This is a genomic window from Ramlibacter ginsenosidimutans, from assembly GCF_016654015.1.
Taxonomy (GTDB): Bacteria; Pseudomonadota; Gammaproteobacteria; order Burkholderiales; family Burkholderiaceae_C; genus Ramlibacter; species Ramlibacter ginsenosidimutans.
The window spans coordinates 172,017-188,211 of sequence record NZ_JAEPWM010000010.1; the positions used below are offsets into that span (position 1 = coordinate 172,017).

Here is a 16,195-nt window from a genome sequence, read left to right on the forward strand (position 1 = left end):
AAGACCGATGACCGTCAAGTACACGCCCGAGCACGAGTGGATCCAGCTCGAAGACCACGAGGCCGCCGTCGTCGGCATCACGCTGCACGCGCAGGATGCGCTGGGCGACGTGGTCTTCGTGGACCTGCCCGAAGTCGGCAAGACCTACGCCAAGGGCGAGGTGGCCGGTGTCGTCGAATCCGTGAAGGCGGCGGCGGACGTGTTCATGCCGATCGCCGGCGAGGTCACCGAGGTGAACGAGGACTTGCGCGGCGACCCTTCGCTCGCCAACAAGGACCCGATGGGCGCCGGCTGGTTCTTCAAGATCCTGATCAAGGACATGGCCGAATTCGACGTGCTGATGGACGAACCCGACTACCAGAAGTTCGTCAAGGCGAACGCCTGAATCTTGCCAGTCCAACATCCGGACGCAGAGGACGCAGAGGTTTCGCAGAAGACGCAAAAGAATTTCCTGAAAACTTCTTTTCTGTCTCTTCTGCGTCCTCTGCGTATCCTTTGCGCCCTCTGCGTCCGGCTGTCCGTTCCCGTTCCCGCATCCCTCCCAGGACTGACATGCTGATGCAATCCGCCCGGCCGCTCGGCGAGCTGGAAGACACCTCCGAGTTCATTCCCCGCCACATCGGCATTTCCGCGGACGACGAGCGCCACATGCTCTCCGTCATCGGCGAGGCTTCGCGGCGCGCGCTGGTCGAGGGCATCGTGCCCCGCTCCATCGCCCGCACGCACGGCATGCGCCTGCCGCCCGCAACCACCGAGGCGGCCGCGCTGGCGGAGCTGCGCGCGATCGCGCACCGCAACCAGGTCTTCCGCAGCTTCATCGGCCAGGGCTACTACGGCACCTTCACCCCCGGCGTGATCCTGCGCAACGTGCTGGAGAACCCGGCCTGGTACACGGCCTACACGCCTTACCAGGCGGAGATCAGCCAGGGCCGCATGGAAGCGCTGGTGAACTTCCAGACCATGGTGTGCGACCTCACGGCCATGCCCATCGCGAACGCGTCGATGCTGGACGAGGCGACCGCGGCGGCGGAGGCCATGACGCTCGCCAAACGCAGCGTGAAGAGCAAGAGCAACGTGATCGTGGTCGCGGGCGACTGCCATCCGCAGGTGATCGAGGTCGTGCAGACGCGCGCGGCGCCGCTGGACATCGAGGTGGTGCTCGCCAACTCACACGAGGAATGGGAGCAGAAGCTCGCCGGCGACTACTTCGCCGTGCTCGCGCAATATCCCTCCACCAGCGGACGCATAGCCGACCTGCGCGCCGACGTCGAGAAGGCGCATGCGAAGCAGGCGGCCTTCATCGTCGCGGCCGACCTGCTCGCGCTCACCCTGCTGGTGCCGCCGGGCGAGTTCGGCGCCGACATCGTGGTCGGCACCACCCAGCGCTTCGGCATGCCCATGGGCGCAGGCGGCCCGCACGCGGCCTACCTCGCCTGCCGCGACGAGTACAAGCGCTCGATGCCGGGCCGCCTGGTCGGCGTGAGCGTGGACGTGCACGGCAACCCGGCCTACCGGCTGGCATTGCAGACGCGAGAGCAGCACATCCGCCGCGAGAAGGCGACCTCCAACATCTGCACGGCGCAGGTGCTGCCGGCGGTGGTCGCGAGCATGTACGCCGTCTACCACGGGCCGCAAGGGCTCAAGCGCATCGCGCAGCGCGTCGCCAGCTACACGGCCATCCTCGCCCGGGGCCTCGAGCAGCTCGGATGGAAGCCGCGCGCCAGCGCCTTCTTCGACACGATTTCGCTGCACACGGGTGAAGCGACCGACGCACTCGTCGCCAAGGGCCACGCCCTGCGTGCCAACCTGCGCAAGCACTGGGGCGAGTACATCTGCATCTCCCTGGACGAGACCACCACGCGCGCGGACCTCCAGCTGCTGTGGTCCATCTTTGCGCAGCCGGGCCAGGCGCTGCCGGAGATCGCCCCCTTCGAGAAAGGCATAGCCCCCGCCATCCCGCAGGAGCTGCGCCGCACCAGCGCCTTCCTCGCGCACCCGGTGTTCAACACGCACCACAGCGAGACCGGCATGCTGCGCTACATCCGCGCGCTCTCGGACAAGGACCTCGCGCTGGACCGCAGCATGATCCCCCTGGGCAGCTGCACGATGAAGCTCAACGCCACCAGCGAGATGATCCCCATCACCTGGCCCGAGTTCGCGCACGTGCACCCGTTCGCGCCGCGCGACCAGCTGCAAGGCTATGCGGAGCTCGACGCGCAGCTGCGCGCGTGGCTGTGCGAGGCGACGGGCTACGCCGGCATCAGCCTGCAGCCGAACGCCGGCTCGCAAGGCGAATACGCGGGGCTGCTGGCCATCCGCGCCTGGCACGCGAGCCGCGGGCAGGCGCATCGCGACGTCTGCCTGATCCCCTCTTCGGCGCACGGCACCAACCCCGCCAGCGCCCACATGGCCGGCATGCAGGTGGTGGTCACGGCGTGCGACGAGAACGGGAACGTCGACCTGGCCGACCTGCAAGCCAAGTGCGAGCAGCACAGCGAGAAGCTCGCCTGCGTGATGATCACCTACCCCAGCACGCACGGCGTGTTCGAGATGCAGGTGAAGGAGCTGTGCGCGCTGGTGCACAGTCACGGCGGCCGCGTGTACGTGGACGGCGCCAACATGAACGCGCTCGTGGGCGTCGCGGCGCCGGGCGAGTTCGGCGGCGACGTGAGCCACCTGAACCTGCACAAGACCTTCTGCATCCCGCATGGCGGCGGCGGCCCGGGCGTCGGGCCGGTCTGCGTGGTGGAGGACCTCGTGCCCTTCCTGCCCGGGCACATGGCCGCCGGACTGCCGCAGCATCCGGTCGGTGCGGTGTCCGCCGCGCCCCTGGGCAATGCGGCCGTGCTTCCCATCAGCTGGATGTACATCCGCATGATGGGCGCAGAGGGACTCACGCAGGCGACCGAGGTCGCGATCCTCTCCGCCAACTACATCAGCGCCCGGCTGCGCGATCACTACCCCACCCTCTACGCCAGCGCCAACGGCCACGTGGCGCACGAATGCATCCTGGACCTGCGGCCGCTGAAGGAAACCAGCGGCGTGACCGCGGAAGACGTCGCAAAGCGGCTGATCGACTACGGCTTCCACGCGCCGACGCTGTCCTTCCCGGTGCCCGGCACGCTGATGGTGGAGCCGACCGAGAGCGAGACGCTGGACGAGATCGACCGCTTCATCGCGGCGATGATCGCGATCCGCGAGGAGATCCGGCGCGTGGAACGCGGCGAATGGCCGCAGGATGACAACCCGCTGAAGCACGCACCGCACACGGCTTCCGCTCTGATGCACGGCGAGTGGAAGCACGGTTATTCGCGCGAGACCGGCGCGGCGGTGCTGGACGAACGCCGACACGCCAAGTACTGGCCGCCCGTGGGCCGCGTCGACAACGTGTACGGCGACCGCAACCTGTTCTGCAGCTGCGTGCCGATGTCCGCTTACGAGTGAGGCGGCGGGCCGGCACGCGGGCCGCATGCCTCAGATTCCCGGCGCCTGTAGGCTGGTGGTGAGCGAAGCGAACCCCAGCGTTCCAGCGACGCGGAGCAAGCTGGGGTTCGCCTGCGGTTCACCGCCAGCCTACCCGGGCAGCCAGCCGAGGGCACTGCGTCACATTCCGAGAAGCCGCGGCAGGAACAGCGAGATCTCGGGCACGTAGGTGATCAGCCCGAGGAACACCAGCATTGTCAGCAGCCACGGCCAGACGGCGACGGTGAGCTCGGTGATCCCCATCTTCGCGATGCCCGAGGCGACGTAGAGGTTCAGGCCCACCGGCGGGTGGCACATGCCGACTTCCATGTTCACCGTCATCAGGATGCCGAAGTGGATCGGGTCGATGCCCAGCTGGACCGCCACGGGGAACAGGATGGGCGCCATGATCAGGATGATCGACGACGGCTCCATGACGTTGCCGGCCAGCAGCAGCATGACGTTGACGACCAGCAGGAAGCCCACCGCGCCGAGGCCGCGGTCCACCATCCAGGCGGCCATCGCCTGCGGGATCTGCTCGCTCGTCATGAGGAACGAGAACAGCACCGCGTTGGTGATGATGTACAGCAGCATCGCGCTCATGTTCGCGGAGGTGAGCAGCACCCGCGGGACATCGGCGAGCCGCAGGTCCTTGTAGACGAACACGGCGATCAGGAACGCGTACACCGCGCTCACGGCCGCCGCTTCGGTCGGCGTGAAGATGCCGGTGTAGATGCCGCCGATCACGATCACGATCAGCAGCAGTCCCCACATCGACTCGCGCCCCGCCCGCACGCGCGCGGACCACGACGAGCGTTCCATGCGCGGATAGCCGAAACGCCAGGCGCGGTACCAGGTGGTGATGCCCAGCATCGTGGCGAGCACCACGCCGGGCACGATGCCCGCGATGAACAGCTTGCCCACCGAGGTGTTCGTGGACACCGAGAACAGCACCATGGCAATGGACGGCGGGATCAGGATGCCCAGGGCGCCCGAGGTCGTCACCACGCCGGCCCCGAAGCGCGGCGGATAGCCCTGCGCGACCATGGCGGGCATCAGCACCGAGCCGATCGCGACCACGGTGGCCGGGGACGAGCCGGACACTGCTGCGAACAGCGCGCACGCGAGCACGGCCGACAAGCCGAGGCCGCCGTGCCAGTGGCCCACCATCGACGTGGCGAAGTTGATCATCCGCCGCGCGACGCCGCCGTGCGTGAGGAAGTTGCCCGCCAGGATGAAGAACGGGATCGCCATGATCTCGAAGTTCTCGATCCCGGTGAACAGCTTCATCGCCACCGAGTCGAGCGACACGTCCGACAGCATGAACATGAAGCTGAGGACGGTCAGGCCCAGCGCGATCGAGATCGGCATGCCGGTGAGCATCAGCGAGATCAGCAGCGCGAACACGATGAAGGAGCGCAAGCCGCCCCCGAGGTGCACGATGCCGTACTTGCCCATGAGCCCGAAGGCGAGCAGCGCGAACGGCAGCGCGATCAGCGCCCACGACGAGATCCGGCCCTTGCCCGGCGCTCCGCGCGCCGGCGCGTCCGCCTGCACCGGCGGCGGCACGGCCTCGGCCTGCGCCTGCGACTCGTCCACGCCTTCGACATGCGCGCTGTCGTGCCGGGGCAGTCCGCCGGTGCGCCAGAAGTGCCAGGCCACCTGCAGGAAGCGGAAGCACATGAGCCCCGAGCCGAGCGGGATCGCGAGGTACACGAACCACATCGGCGCTTCCAGGTCGTTGGAGCGGCTGCCGGAATTCCACACGCCCGCGACGAAGTGGAGGCCGAAGTTGACGATGGTGGCGGTGAAGAAGGCCCCGGCGAGCAGGCCGAAGAGGATCACCTTCTTCGCCTTCGCCGGCTCCATCCGCATCACGAGCACGTCGACGCCCACGTGGATGCCGGTGCGCACGCCATAGGCGGCGCCGAACTTCGCCATCCAGATGAACAGGTAGATGCACAGCTCCTGCGCCCAGGACAGGTCCCGGGCCGAGAGCCAGCCGAAGATGGCGCGGAACGGCGGCGCCGCCGCTGCGGCGCCGTGCGCCTCCAGCCACTTCGCGAAGTCGATCGACAGCCCCGTGCCGTAGCGGTGCACGACCGCCACGAACACGATGGCGGTCGCCACCGCGATGAGGCTGGCGATCAGCCACTCCTCGAGGTGGTCCAGGGCACTGGAGAAGAAGCGGCCCACGCGGCCGCGGACGGCCGCCTCAGGCAGCGATGCCGGCGGATTTGAGGAGATCATCCACCACCTTCTTGTTGCCCACGCGCGTTTCGGCCTCCTTGTACACGGGCTTCAAGGCCTCGATCCAGGCCTGGCGCTGCTGCGGCGTCAGCACATGCAGCGTGGTCTTGCCGCTCGCCTTGATCTTCTCCAGCGCATCGACGTTCTCCGACTTGGCGATGGAGTTGGTGTAGTCGGTGGATTCGTCCACGGCCTTGTCCAGCTGGCCGCGGATGTCGGCCGGGAGGCCGTTCCAGAACTTGCTGTTGGTGATCAGCGCGTACTGCAGGTGCGCGTGCTGCGAGTTGGTGATGTGCTTCTGCACTTCGTAGAACTTCTGCGTCCAGTAGTTGGAGGGCGTGTTCTCGCAGCCGTCCACCACGCCCGTCTGCAGCGCCTGGTACACCTCCGAGAAGGCCATGATCTGCGGGATGGCGCCGAAGCGGCGGAAGTACAGGTCGGCGATCTTGGAGCCGGAGATGCGGATCTTCAGGCCCTGGAAGTCGGCGGGCAGCAGCAGCGGCTTGTTGGCCGACACCATGTGGAAGCCGTTGTCCCAGTAGGCCAGGCCGGTGATGCCCTTGGCCTCCAGGCGCTTGAGCAGGTCCTTGCCGATCGGGCCCTTCGCGACCTTGTTGTAGCCCTCCTCGCCGTTGAAGATGAAGGGCAGGTCGAGCGCCTCGAATTCCGGCACGCCGATCGGCCGGAACTTCGCGGTGGACGGCGCGAGCATCTGCACCGAGCCGCTGTTCAGGGCATCGAGCTCCTCCTTGTCCTTGTAGAGCGTGGAGTTGGGATACACCTCCACCTTCACCTTGCCGCCGGTGTACTTCTCGGCGAGCTCCTTGAACTTCAGCGCCCCCTTGCCCTTGGGCGTGTCGTTGGCCACCACGTGGCTGAACTTGATGACGACGGGTTGCTGTGCGAAGCTGAAGCGGGTGCCCGCGATGGCGGCGGTGCCCAGGGCGGTCAGGGCGGTGCGACGTTTCATCGTGATCTCCTTGTTGTGGACTGGCAAGACACGGGAACGCCCGGCCGGGCCGACGCGCGGCGGGTATGCGCATTCTCACGAGTGCGCGCTGCCGCACGGTGCGGGTTAACGCGAGGGCCAGCTTGCGGGCGGCCGATACATGCGCACAAATGCGGGTTCCCCCTAGGAGCCCGCGCGGCGCCGGCGCGACTTCCAGCTGCCAGCCGCGCCCCCCTTGAAAGCGCGGCCGCCCGGCCCTACCTCGGGATCGCCGATAGGCCTCACAGGAGAAAGCACATGAGTCCCATGTTCCGATCCTCCGCGGACCTGTTCGCGGAGCTCAACCGCATGCAGTCCCTGCTGGACCAGGTGTTCCCCACCGCGACCTCCAGCATCCGGGCGGCCGCAGGTGCCGGCTTCCCGGTCCTCAACGTCGGCGCGACGCCCACCGCCATCGAGGTGCAGGCCCTCGCCCCCGGCCTGGACAGCGACAAGCTGGAGATCACCGTCGACCGCGGCCTGCTGGTCATCGCCGGCGAGCGCAAGTCGCAGCTGCCGCCGGCCGGTGAACGCACCAGCGTCTATGCCAACGAGCGCTTCAGCGGGCCGTTCCGCCGCGTCGTCAGCCTGCCCGAGGACGCCGACGCCGGCCGCGTGAATGCGAGCTATCGCGACGGAGTGCTGCGCATCAGCGTGGCCCGGCGCGAGTCGTCGCTGCCCCGCCGCATCGAAGTGAACTGAAGGAGACCGTGCCATGGACCAGAACGCGATGCAGACCACTTCGACGTCCGCCACCGCCCGGCCCGACAGCGGGGCGCAAGGGCAACAACAGCAGCAGCAACGCTATGTCGTGCCGCCCGTGGACGTGTTCGAGACCGAGGCCGCGATCACCCTGCTGGCCGACCTGCCCGGCGTGCGCCGGGACCAGTTGCAAGTCCGCGTCGATGGGGACAACCTGGTGCTGGAAGCGGTGGCGGACACCGCCGGCCCGGAGCAGATGGAGCTGGTGTACGGCGAGCTGCAGTGCCCGGCCTTCCGGCGCCAGTTCACGCTGAGCCGCGAGCTGGACGCCGCGCGCATCGAGGCCCAGCTGCGCGACGGCGTGCTGCGCCTGACGATCCCGAAAGCCGAGGAGGCCCGGCCGCGCCGCATCCAGGTGCAGGCGGGTTGAGCGCTCCTCGCAGCCCGCATGCGTTGTGGGCACAATGGCCGCAGCGGCAGCCGCGGCCGCGCGAGGAGGCTCGTTGTCGTTCAAGGCATTCGTCGTCGAAGACCAGCCCGGGATCCGTGCGGGCCTGATCGACGCGCTCTCCGAGATCAGCGGCGTCACGACCGTGGGCTGGGCGGCCAACGAGCGCGACGCGCTCGCCTGGCTGCGCGAGCCGGCGAACGCCTGGGACATCGCGATTGTGGATCTCGTGCTGGAGCCGGGCGGCGGCAGCGGCTATGGCGTGCTGAAGGCGCTGGACCAGCGCGGACCCACCCGCAAGGTGGTCGTGCTCACCGCCACGGCGGAGCCGGCCGTGCGCCGCCAGTGCGAGAGCCTGGGCGCCGACGGCGTGTTCGACAAGGCGATGGAGACCGACGCGATGCTGGACTACTGCAGCAAGCTCGCGCGAGCCGCCGGCGGCCACTGAGCGCCGCGCGCGCTCAGGCGGTGGCCTGCTCCGCCAGCTGGCGCAAGGCCTGCTCGAACATCTCCGGCGGCTGGCCGCCCTGGATCAGGTGGCGGTTGTTGATGATCACCGAGGGCACGGCGTGGATGCCCAGGCCCTGGAAGTGCTCCTCCTGGGCGCGCACCTCGTCGGCGTAGCGGCCGCTGGCCAGCACGTCTGCGGCCTCCTGGCGGTCCAGGCCCACCGATGCGGCCACCTCGGCCAGCACCGCCGGGTCGGCCACGTTGCGCGCCTCGCCGTGATACGCCTTCAGCAGCGCCATCTTCAGGTCGCGCTGCTGCTGCGCACCCTGCTCGCCGGCCCAGTACAGCAGCCGGTGCGCATCGAAGGTGTTCCACACGCGTCCGCGGCCTTCCTTGCGGAACTGGAAGCCGACGGCAGCGCCGCGCTGCGCGATGTTCTCGCGGTTCTTGGCCTGCTGCTCGGGCGTCGCGCCGTACTTCTGCGCGATGTGCTCGGTCACGTCCTGGCCTTCGGGGCCCATCTGCGGATTGAGCTCGAACGGCTGGAAGTGCAGGTCGACGGCCACCTCGCCGTCCAGCTTGCGCAACGCCTGCTCGAGCGAGGCCAGTCCGACGGCGCACCAGGGGCACGCGACGTCGGAAACGAAGTCGATGTGGAGGGGCTGGGTCATGGTGCCATTGTGCTCATTCTTTGAAGCCGCCGTGGAACACTGGCGATTGAACGCAGAGGACGCAGAGGTTTCGCAGAGAACGCAGAGAACGCAGAGAAGACATCCTTGAATTGGAGGTCCTTCTGCGTCCTCTGCGTAGCCTTTGCGTCCTCTGCGTACCTCTGGCTGGTTCTGCCGCGGGGCCGCTAACGCCCTCGGACGTCAGCTCCCCACCGACCCCGTCACCGGCAGCACGATGCCCGTGATGTAGCTGGAGCACACGGGCGAGGCCAGGAAGACGTAGGCGGGGGACAGTTCTTCCGGTTGCGCGGGGCGCTTGAAGTCGGTCCGCTTGCCGAATTCGACGATTTCCTTGCTGCTCTGGTCCGCCGGGTTGAGCGGCGTCCACACCGGGCCGGGCGCCACCGCGTTCACGCGGATGCCCTTTTCCAGCACGGCCGCGGCCAGCGACATCGTGAACGCATGGATCGCGCCCTTCGTGGCGGAGTAATCCAGCAGCTTCGCGCTGCCCTGCAGGCCCGTGACCGAGCCGGTGTTCACGATGCTGGAGCCCGGCTTCAGGTGCGGCAGCGCGGCGCGTGCCATGCGGATGTAGCCCATGATGTTGGTGCTGAAGGTCTCCATCATCCGTTCCTCGGTGATGTCCTCCAGCGAATGCGCGTGCTCCTGGAACGCGGCGTTGTTCACCAGGATGTCGAGCTTCTGGAACTCCTTCACCGTCTGCTCCACCGCCTGGTTGCAGAAGGCGGGGTCCTTCACGTCGCCGGCGATCAGCAGGCACTTGCGCCCTTCCTGCTCGACGCAGCGTTTCGTCTCCTGCGCGTCCTCGTGCGAGGTGAGATAGACGATCGCGACGTCGGCGCCTTCGCGGGCATACAGCACCGCGACGGCGCGGCCGATGCCGGAGTCGCCGCCCGTGATCAGCGCCGTCATGCCTTCGAGCTTGCCGCTGCCCTTGTAGTCGGGCGCCATGAACTGCGGCTTGAGCTCCATGTCCGCTTCCTGCCCGGGCTTTTGCAGGTGTTGCGAGGGGAAATCGCTGGGATACGGCCGCTTCGAGGTCTGCGGCGGCCCCTTGGCCTGCCCGCCCCCTTCCCTGGGCTCCTTGCGGTCCTGCTCGCGCTGGATCTCGCGCTGCTTCTCGGCCGTGGCATCGCCCTGCGCGTTGCGCTGCGCGTTGTCCTTGGCTTGGGGTTTCCGGTCCATCGAGGCCTCCTGTGGCAAACCTCCATGCTGCGGCGCGTGCGTGCGCTCGGCCCGCGGACAAGCGCGGTGCGGGCCGTCGGAGCGGGCCTACAGGTGCCCCGACCGGGTGAGCAGCTCGCTGCCGAATCCGCCTGCGGGTCAGCCGCGGATGCTGTCGCGCACGAGCCGCCGATGCTCCGCCACGACGGCGTACGCCTGCCGCTCGAAATGGTTCTCGCGGTAGGGATGCCGTCCACGTAGCAGTTGCAGCAGGCTGGACAGCAGGTAGGCGGGCAGGAAGAAGGGACCCCAGCGCTCGTACTGCCGCACGTGCACGTGCTCGTGCAGGCGCAACTGCGCCAGCGCCGAGCGGTCGATCGCAAGGATCACGTGGCCCAGGGTCATGGCCGCGAAGCCCAGGGTGGGCGGCAGCTTCGCGAGCGTGCGGCCGATGAGACCGCCGCTGACCTCGACGACGCCGTCATGCCGCTGCATGCGCGCGCCGAACAGCACGGCGCAGCCGCCCAGCAGCAGGCCCAGGACCGTGTAGGGTCCCGCCCAGAGGTAGCGCAACAGCCGGCCAGACTTGCCCATGGTGCGATTGTGCGTGGCCCGCGCCATTCCTGCATGAGGCTGCTGCGCGAAGGCGCGTCGGACGGGACGCAGCCACCCGCTCGCGCGCTCAGGCGGCCGAACCGGGGATGGGTGCAAGCGGGCTGGCCACGTCGCCGCACTGCGCGCGGTGGCGCAGGGCGAGGTCCATGACGACCAGGGCCAGCATGGCTTCGGCGATGGGCGTGGCCCGGATGCCTACGCACGGGTCGTGGCGCCCCTTGGTGATCACCTGGGTCGCCTCGCCGTCCACGTCGATCGTGTCGCGCGGGGTGAGGATGGAGCTGGTGGGCTTGATCGCGATCGACACCTCCAGGTCCTGGCCGGTGCTGATGCCGCCCAGCACGCCGCCGGCGTTGTTCGTCGCGAAGCCCTGGGGCGTGAGCGAATCGCCGTGCGTGGAGCCGTGCTGCGCCACGCTGGCAAAGCCGGCGCCGATCTCCACGCCCTTGACGGCGTTGATGCCCATCATCGCGTAGGCGATCTCGGCATCGAGCTTGTCGAACAGCGGCTGCCCCAGTCCCACCGGCATGCCGCTGGCCGTCACGCGCAGGCGCGCGCCGCAGGAGTCACCCGACTTGCGCAAGCCATCGAGGTAGCTCTCCAGCGCCGACACGTCGGCGACCGGCGCGAAGAAGGGATTGTTCGGCACGTGCTCCCAGCTCTCGAAGGGAATGCGGATCTCGCCGATCTCCTGCATGCAGCCGCGGAAGGTGGTGCCGTGCTTGAGCGCCAGCCACTTCTTCGCGACGGCGCCCGCGGCCACCATGGGCGCGGTCAGGCGCGCGGAGGAGCGGCCGCCGCCGCGGGGATCGCGCAGGCCGTACTTCTCGAAGTAGGTGTAGTCGGCGTGGCCGGGCCGGAACTTGCGGGCGATCTCGGAGTAGTCCTTGCTGCGCTGGTCCGTGTTGCGGATCAACAGGCAGATCGGCGTGCCGGTGGTGCGCCCTTCGAACACGCCGGAGAGGATCTCCACCTTGTCCTCTTCCTGCCGCTGCGTCACGTAGCGGCTGGTCCCGGGACGGCGCCGATCGAGATCCGGCTGGATGTCGCCCTCGGACAGCTCCATCCCCGGCGGACACCCATCGATCACGCACCCGATGGCCGGCCCGTGCGATTCGCCGAAATTGGTGACGGCAAACAGCTTGCCGAAGGTATTGCCGCTCATGGGCCCGGATTATCCGTGCTTTCCATTTCGAGCCTCAGGCTCGAGCGAAGAGGGTCAAAGGCGGGCAACCGGACGCAGAGGGCGCAGAGGTTTCGCAGAAGACGCAAAAGAACATCCAATTGAAAATGGAAGTCCTTCTGCGTTCTTTCGCTCTTTTGCGGCCTCTGCGTCCGGCCGTCCGACCCCGCCCCCGCTCCCGCCTTTAAAGCTGCGCGGTCGGCTGCGAATCTTCCGACGCCGGCCAGTCGCGGATGTAGGCCTTGAGCATGCGGTTCTCGAAGTTCTGGCTGTCCACCACCGCCCGCGCAACGTCGTAGAAGCTGATGACGCCCATCAGCATTCGCTTGTCCATCACCGGCATGTAGCGCGCATGGCGCTCCAGCATCATCCGGCGCACCTCGTCCAGTTCCGTTTCGAGCGTGCACGTGAGCGGGTGGTCGTCCATCGCCGTGCGCACGACCGTGTCGCCCACCACATGCTTGTTGGCGACGATGCACTGGATCACCTCGCGGAAGGTGAGCATGCCCACCAGGTCGCCGTGGTCCATGACGACCAGCGAGCCGATGTCCTTCTCCGCCATGAGCTCGATGGCGCGCGCCAGGGGCTCTTCGGGGGTGGCCGTGTACAGGGTATTGCCCTTCACGCGCAGGATGTCGCTGACCTTCATGCCTGTCTCCTTGATCCGGCCGGATTTTCCCCGGGTCGGTCCGGAACAATATAGCCCACAATCCCGCCGAGTACCACAGGAGAGGCAAGCCGCCCATGCCCGGATATTCCGACCCCGGATTCGACACGCTGGCCCTGCACGCCGGCGCCGCGCCCGACCCGACGACCGGCGCCCGCGCCGTCCCCATCCACCTCAGCACCTCCTTCGTCTTCGAGTCCAGCGACCATGCGGCGGCGCTGTTCAACCTGGAGCGCTCCGGGCACGTCTATTCGCGGATCAGCAACCCGACCAACGCGGTGCTCGAGCAGCGCGTGGCGGCACTCGAAGGGGGCATCGGCGCCATCACCACCGCCAGCGGCCAGGCGGCGCTGCACCTGTCCATCGCCACGCTCATGGGCGCCGGCGCGCACATCGTCGCCAGCACGGCGCTGTATGGCGGGTCGCAGAACCTGTTGCACTACACGCTGCGCCGCTTCGGCATCGAGACGACGTTCGTGAAGCCCGACGACATCGACGGCTGGCGCGCGGCGATCCGGCCCGAGACCCGGCTGCTGTTCGGGGAGACGGTCGGCAACCCCGGCCTCGACGTGCTGGACATCCCCACCGTGTCGCAGATCGCGCACGAGGCTGGCCTGCCCTTGCTGGTCGATTCGACTTTCACCACCCCTTACCTGCAGAAGCCGCTGGACCTGGGCGCGGACCTCGTCTACCACTCGGCCACCAAGTTCCTCTCCGGCCACGGGACGGTGATCGGCGGCATCGTGGTGGACGGCGGCAGCTTCGACTGGGAACGCTCGGGCCGCTTCGCCGAGCTCACCGCGGCCTACGACGGCTTCCACGGCATGGTGTTCAGCGAGGAGTCCACGGTCGGCGCCTTCCTGCTGCGCGCGCGCCGCGAAGGCCTGCGCGACTTCGGCGCCAGCATGAGCCCGCACACGGCGTGGCTGATCCTGCAAGGGGTCGAGACGCTGTCCCTGCGCATGGACCGGCACATGGCGAACACGCGCAAGGTGGTGGAGTTCCTGGCCGCGCAGCCCTTCGTGGAGCGCGTGGGCCATCCCATGCTGGAGTCGCACCCCAGCCACGCGCTCGCGCAGAAGCTGCTGCCCAGGGGCGCCGGCTCCGTGTTCAGCTTCGACATGAAGGGCAGCCGCGAACAGGGCAAGCGCTTCATCGAAGCGCTGAAGCTGTTCAGCCACCTCGCGAACGTCGGCGACTGCCGCTCCCTCGTGATCCATCCGGCCAGCACCACACATTTCCGCATGACGGACGAGGCGCTGCGCAACGCGGGCATCGGGCCCGGCACCATCCGCCTGTCCATCGGGCTGGAGGATCCGGACGACCTCATCGACGACCTGAAGCGCGCGCTCAAGGCGGCCGAGAAGGCGTGAGGCGGCCATGGCGATGCTCCTGAACGTCCACGGCGCCAAGACCTTCTGCTACACGGGCGGCAAGCCCTTCGATCCCGCCAAGCCCACGGTGGTCTTCGTGCACGGGGTGCTCAACGACCACAGCGTGTGGATCCTGCAGACGCGGTACTTCGCGCACCACGGCTGGAACGTGCTCGCGCCCGACCTGCCCGGCCACTGCAAGAGCGAAGGCGAGCCGCCGAAGACGGTGGAAGAAGCGGCGGACTTCGTGCTGGCGCTGCTCGATGCCGCCGGCGTGCAGAAGGCCTCGCTGGTCGGCCACAGCTTCGGCTCGCTGGCCGTGCTGGAGGCAGCCGCGCGCGCGCCGGAGCGCGTCACGCACCTGGCGCTGGTCGGCACGGCGTTCCCGATGAAGGTCTCGCCTGCGCTGCTGGACAACTCGCTGAACGCGCCGATGAAGGCGATCGACCTGGTCAACGCCTACTCGCACTCGACGCTGGCGCCGCCGCCCTCGGCGCTCGGTCCGGGCACCTGGTTGTACGGTGGCTCGCGGGCGTTGATGAAGCGCGTGCTGGCCAGCAACACCAAGGTGAACGTGTTCCACCGCGGCTTCGTCGCCTGCGACAGCTATGCGGGTGGCGAAGCCGCCATGGCGAAGGTGACCTGCCCCGTGCTGTTCCTGCTGGGGCGCTACGACGCGATGACACCGCCCAGGGCGGCGCATGCCTTGCAGCAGAAGGCGCGCACCGGCCGCACCGTGCTGGTGGACGGCGGCCACCAGATGATGACGGAGGCGCCCGACGCCGTTCTCGTCGTGCTGCGCGACTTCCTGCGGGAGTAGCGGCATGCAGGTCACGCAGCCGCTGACGCCGCAGCGCGTGCGGGAGATCGCCGCCGGCTTCGACCTGCGCGCGCTGCCGCCGGACTTCCACGCCAACCCCTACCCCGTGTACGCGGCGCTGCGCGCCAGCGAGCCGGTGCGCGCGATGCCCGACGGCTCGTGGTTCCTCACGCGCCATGCCGACCTGGTGGCGGTGTACCGCGACGCGCAGGTCTTCAGCTCGGACAAGAAGGTCGAATTCACGCCCAAGTACGGCGCCGGTTCGCCCTTGCTGGAGCATCACACGACCAGCCTCGTGTTCAACGACCCGCCGCTGCACACGCGCGTGCGCAAGCTGATCATGGGAGCCCTCACGCGCCGCGCGATCGCCGACATGGAGCCCGGACTGGTCACGCTGGTCGATCACCTGCTGGATGGCATCGCAGTGCGCGGCGGCGGCGACCTGGTCGAGGACTTCGCCTCGGCGATTCCGGTGGAGATCATCGGCAACCTGCTGGACGTGCCGCATGCCGATCGCGCCCCCTTGCGCGGCTGGTCGCTCGCCATACTGGGTGCGCTGGAGCCGAAACTCACACCGGAGCAGGAGGAACTGGGCCAGCGCAGCGTGCGCGAGTTCCTGGACTACCTGCGCGTGCTGGTGGCCGAGCGCCGCCGGCATCCCGGCGACCCCGAGCACGACGTACTCACGCGCCTGATCCGGGGCGACGGCGCGGGCGAGCAACTGTCCGAGACGGAGCTGCTGCACAACTGCATCTTCATCCTCAACGCCGGCCACGAGACCACCACGAACCTCATTGGCAATGCCCTGGTCGCGCTGCAGGAGTGGCCGGCCGAGAAGGAGCGCCTGCTGGAGTCGATCGGACCGCATCCGGACTGGAACGCCCTGGAACCCTTGATGACGCTTGCGGTCGACGAGTTCCTGCGCTTCGAGTCGTCCAACCAGCTCGGCAACCGGCGCGCGCTGCGCTCCTGCCAAGTGGGCGGCGTGACGCTGCCCGAGGGCGCGCTGGTGACGCTGTGCATAGGCGCGGCGAACCGCGACCCGGCGGTGTTCGCGAATCCGGAGATGCTGGACCTGCGGCGCGAGAACAACCGGCATCTCGCCTTCGGCTTCGGCGTGCACCAGTGCGCGGGCCTGAGCCTGGCGCGGCTGGAGGGCCGCATCGCGATCGGGCGATTCCTCGCGCGCTTCCCGGGCTATCGCCTCACCGGGACGCCCACGCGCGGCGGCCGGGCGCGGTTTCGCGGCTTCCTGCGGGCGCCCTTCGCCATCGCGTAGCGGCGCCCGCCACGCGTCGGTCCATCGCTTGGCGCCCGCCACGCGCCCGTCCATCGCTGGGGTTCACTTCGTTCACCGCCAGCCTACGGAACCGGGACCCCG

General features: G+C 68.5%; 15 protein-coding genes and 1 pseudogene. 8 read left to right on the forward strand and 8 right to left on the reverse strand.

The features are described from left to right. The first annotated feature begins 7 nt into the window (after positions 1–7). Entirely contained in the window at positions 8–385 is a 378-nt protein-coding gene (gene gcvH / locus JJB11_RS20820; RefSeq protein ID WP_201176011.1) for a glycine cleavage system protein GcvH, read from the forward strand. A gap of 167 nt (positions 386–552) precedes the next feature. Further along, positions 553–3,444: an aminomethyl-transferring glycine dehydrogenase gene (gene gcvP, locus JJB11_RS20825; RefSeq protein ID WP_201176013.1), complete on the forward strand. Its 2,892-nt coding sequence runs from the start codon at positions 553–555 to the stop codon at positions 3,442–3,444. A 159-nt stretch (positions 3,445–3,603) separates the two neighbouring features. Here gcvP and JJB11_RS26170 read toward each other — a convergent pair whose 3' ends face one another. The 3 genes and pseudogenes from JJB11_RS26170 to JJB11_RS20835 all read right to left on the reverse strand — a co-directional run bounded on the left by JJB11_RS26170 (position 3,604) and on the right by JJB11_RS20835 (position 6,682). Next, the gene (locus JJB11_RS26170; protein WP_377371962.1) at positions 3,604–4,920 is read right to left on the reverse strand and encodes a TRAP transporter large permease; all 1,317 of its coding nucleotides are present in this window, start codon (positions 4,918–4,920) and stop codon (positions 3,604–3,606) included. Positions 4,921–5,115: 195 nt separating this feature from the next. Beyond that, positions 5,116–5,712, reverse strand: a pseudogene (locus JJB11_RS26455) (TRAP transporter small permease); the annotation flags it as partial. Next, entirely contained in the window at positions 5,678–6,682 is a 1,005-nt protein-coding gene (locus JJB11_RS20835; protein ID WP_201176017.1) for a TRAP transporter substrate-binding protein, read from the reverse strand. The pseudogene JJB11_RS26455 and the gene JJB11_RS20835, both read right to left, overlap by 35 nt. A 276-nt stretch (positions 6,683–6,958) precedes the next feature. On the opposite strand from JJB11_RS20835, the gene JJB11_RS20840 reads away from it, so the two are divergent. From JJB11_RS20840 to JJB11_RS20850, 3 genes are all read left to right on the forward strand, one after another. Next, positions 6,959–7,402 carry an Hsp20 family protein gene (locus JJB11_RS20840; protein WP_201964992.1) on the forward strand — a complete coding sequence of 148 codons (444 nt, stop codon included), beginning with the start codon at positions 6,959–6,961 and terminating at the stop codon, positions 7,400–7,402. 13 nt (positions 7,403–7,415) lie between these two features. Further along, on the forward strand, positions 7,416–7,832 hold the full coding sequence (locus JJB11_RS20845; protein ID WP_201964993.1) for an Hsp20/alpha crystallin family protein: 417 nt from the start codon (positions 7,416–7,418) through the stop codon (positions 7,830–7,832). Between the two features lie 73 nt (positions 7,833–7,905). Next, on the forward strand, positions 7,906–8,298 hold the full coding sequence (locus JJB11_RS20850; protein WP_201964994.1) for a response regulator transcription factor: 393 nt from the start codon (positions 7,906–7,908) through the stop codon (positions 8,296–8,298). A gap of 13 nt (positions 8,299–8,311) precedes the next feature. On the opposite strand, the gene JJB11_RS20855 is transcribed toward JJB11_RS20850, so the two are convergent. The 5 genes from JJB11_RS20855 to JJB11_RS20875 all read right to left on the reverse strand — a co-directional run bounded on the left by JJB11_RS20855 (position 8,312) and on the right by JJB11_RS20875 (position 12,603). Next, entirely contained in the window at positions 8,312–8,971 is a 660-nt protein-coding gene (locus tag JJB11_RS20855; protein WP_201176021.1) for a DsbA family oxidoreductase, read from the reverse strand. Positions 8,972–9,172: 201 nt separating this feature from the next. Continuing rightward, positions 9,173–10,177, reverse strand: coding sequence for an SDR family oxidoreductase (locus JJB11_RS20860; RefSeq protein WP_201176023.1), 1,005 nt, complete (start codon positions 10,175–10,177; stop codon positions 9,173–9,175). Between the two features lie 138 nt (positions 10,178–10,315). Further along, a complete protein-coding gene (locus JJB11_RS20865; RefSeq protein ID WP_201176026.1) occupies positions 10,316–10,750 on the reverse strand; it encodes a signal peptide prediction in 435 nt (144 codons plus the stop codon). Positions 10,751–10,838: 88 nt separating this feature from the next. Beyond that, the gene (gene aroC / locus JJB11_RS20870) at positions 10,839–11,936 is read right to left on the reverse strand and encodes a chorismate synthase (RefSeq protein WP_201176041.1); all 1,098 of its coding nucleotides are present in this window, start codon (positions 11,934–11,936) and stop codon (positions 10,839–10,841) included. Between the two features lie 202 nt (positions 11,937–12,138). Then, positions 12,139–12,603 carry a CBS domain-containing protein gene (locus tag JJB11_RS20875; RefSeq protein WP_201176051.1) on the reverse strand — a complete coding sequence of 155 codons (465 nt, stop codon included), beginning with the start codon at positions 12,601–12,603 and terminating at the stop codon, positions 12,139–12,141. A gap of 95 nt (positions 12,604–12,698) precedes the next feature. Between JJB11_RS20875 and JJB11_RS20880 the strand changes: the two genes are divergently transcribed. From JJB11_RS20880 to JJB11_RS20890, 3 genes are read left to right on the forward strand one after another with little or no spacing between them, the layout of a single operon-like run. Beyond that, a complete protein-coding gene (locus JJB11_RS20880; protein WP_201176053.1) occupies positions 12,699–13,994 on the forward strand; it encodes an O-acetylhomoserine aminocarboxypropyltransferase in 1,296 nt (431 codons plus the stop codon). A gap of 13 nt (positions 13,995–14,007) precedes the next feature. After that, positions 14,008–14,814 carry an alpha/beta fold hydrolase gene (locus JJB11_RS20885; protein ID WP_201176179.1) on the forward strand — a complete coding sequence of 269 codons (807 nt, stop codon included), beginning with the start codon at positions 14,008–14,010 and terminating at the stop codon, positions 14,812–14,814. Between the two features lie 4 nt (positions 14,815–14,818). Next, positions 14,819–16,093 carry a cytochrome P450 gene (locus tag JJB11_RS20890; RefSeq protein ID WP_201176055.1) on the forward strand — a complete coding sequence of 425 codons (1,275 nt, stop codon included), beginning with the start codon at positions 14,819–14,821 and terminating at the stop codon, positions 16,091–16,093. The last annotated feature ends 102 nt before the right edge of the window (positions 16,094–16,195 follow it).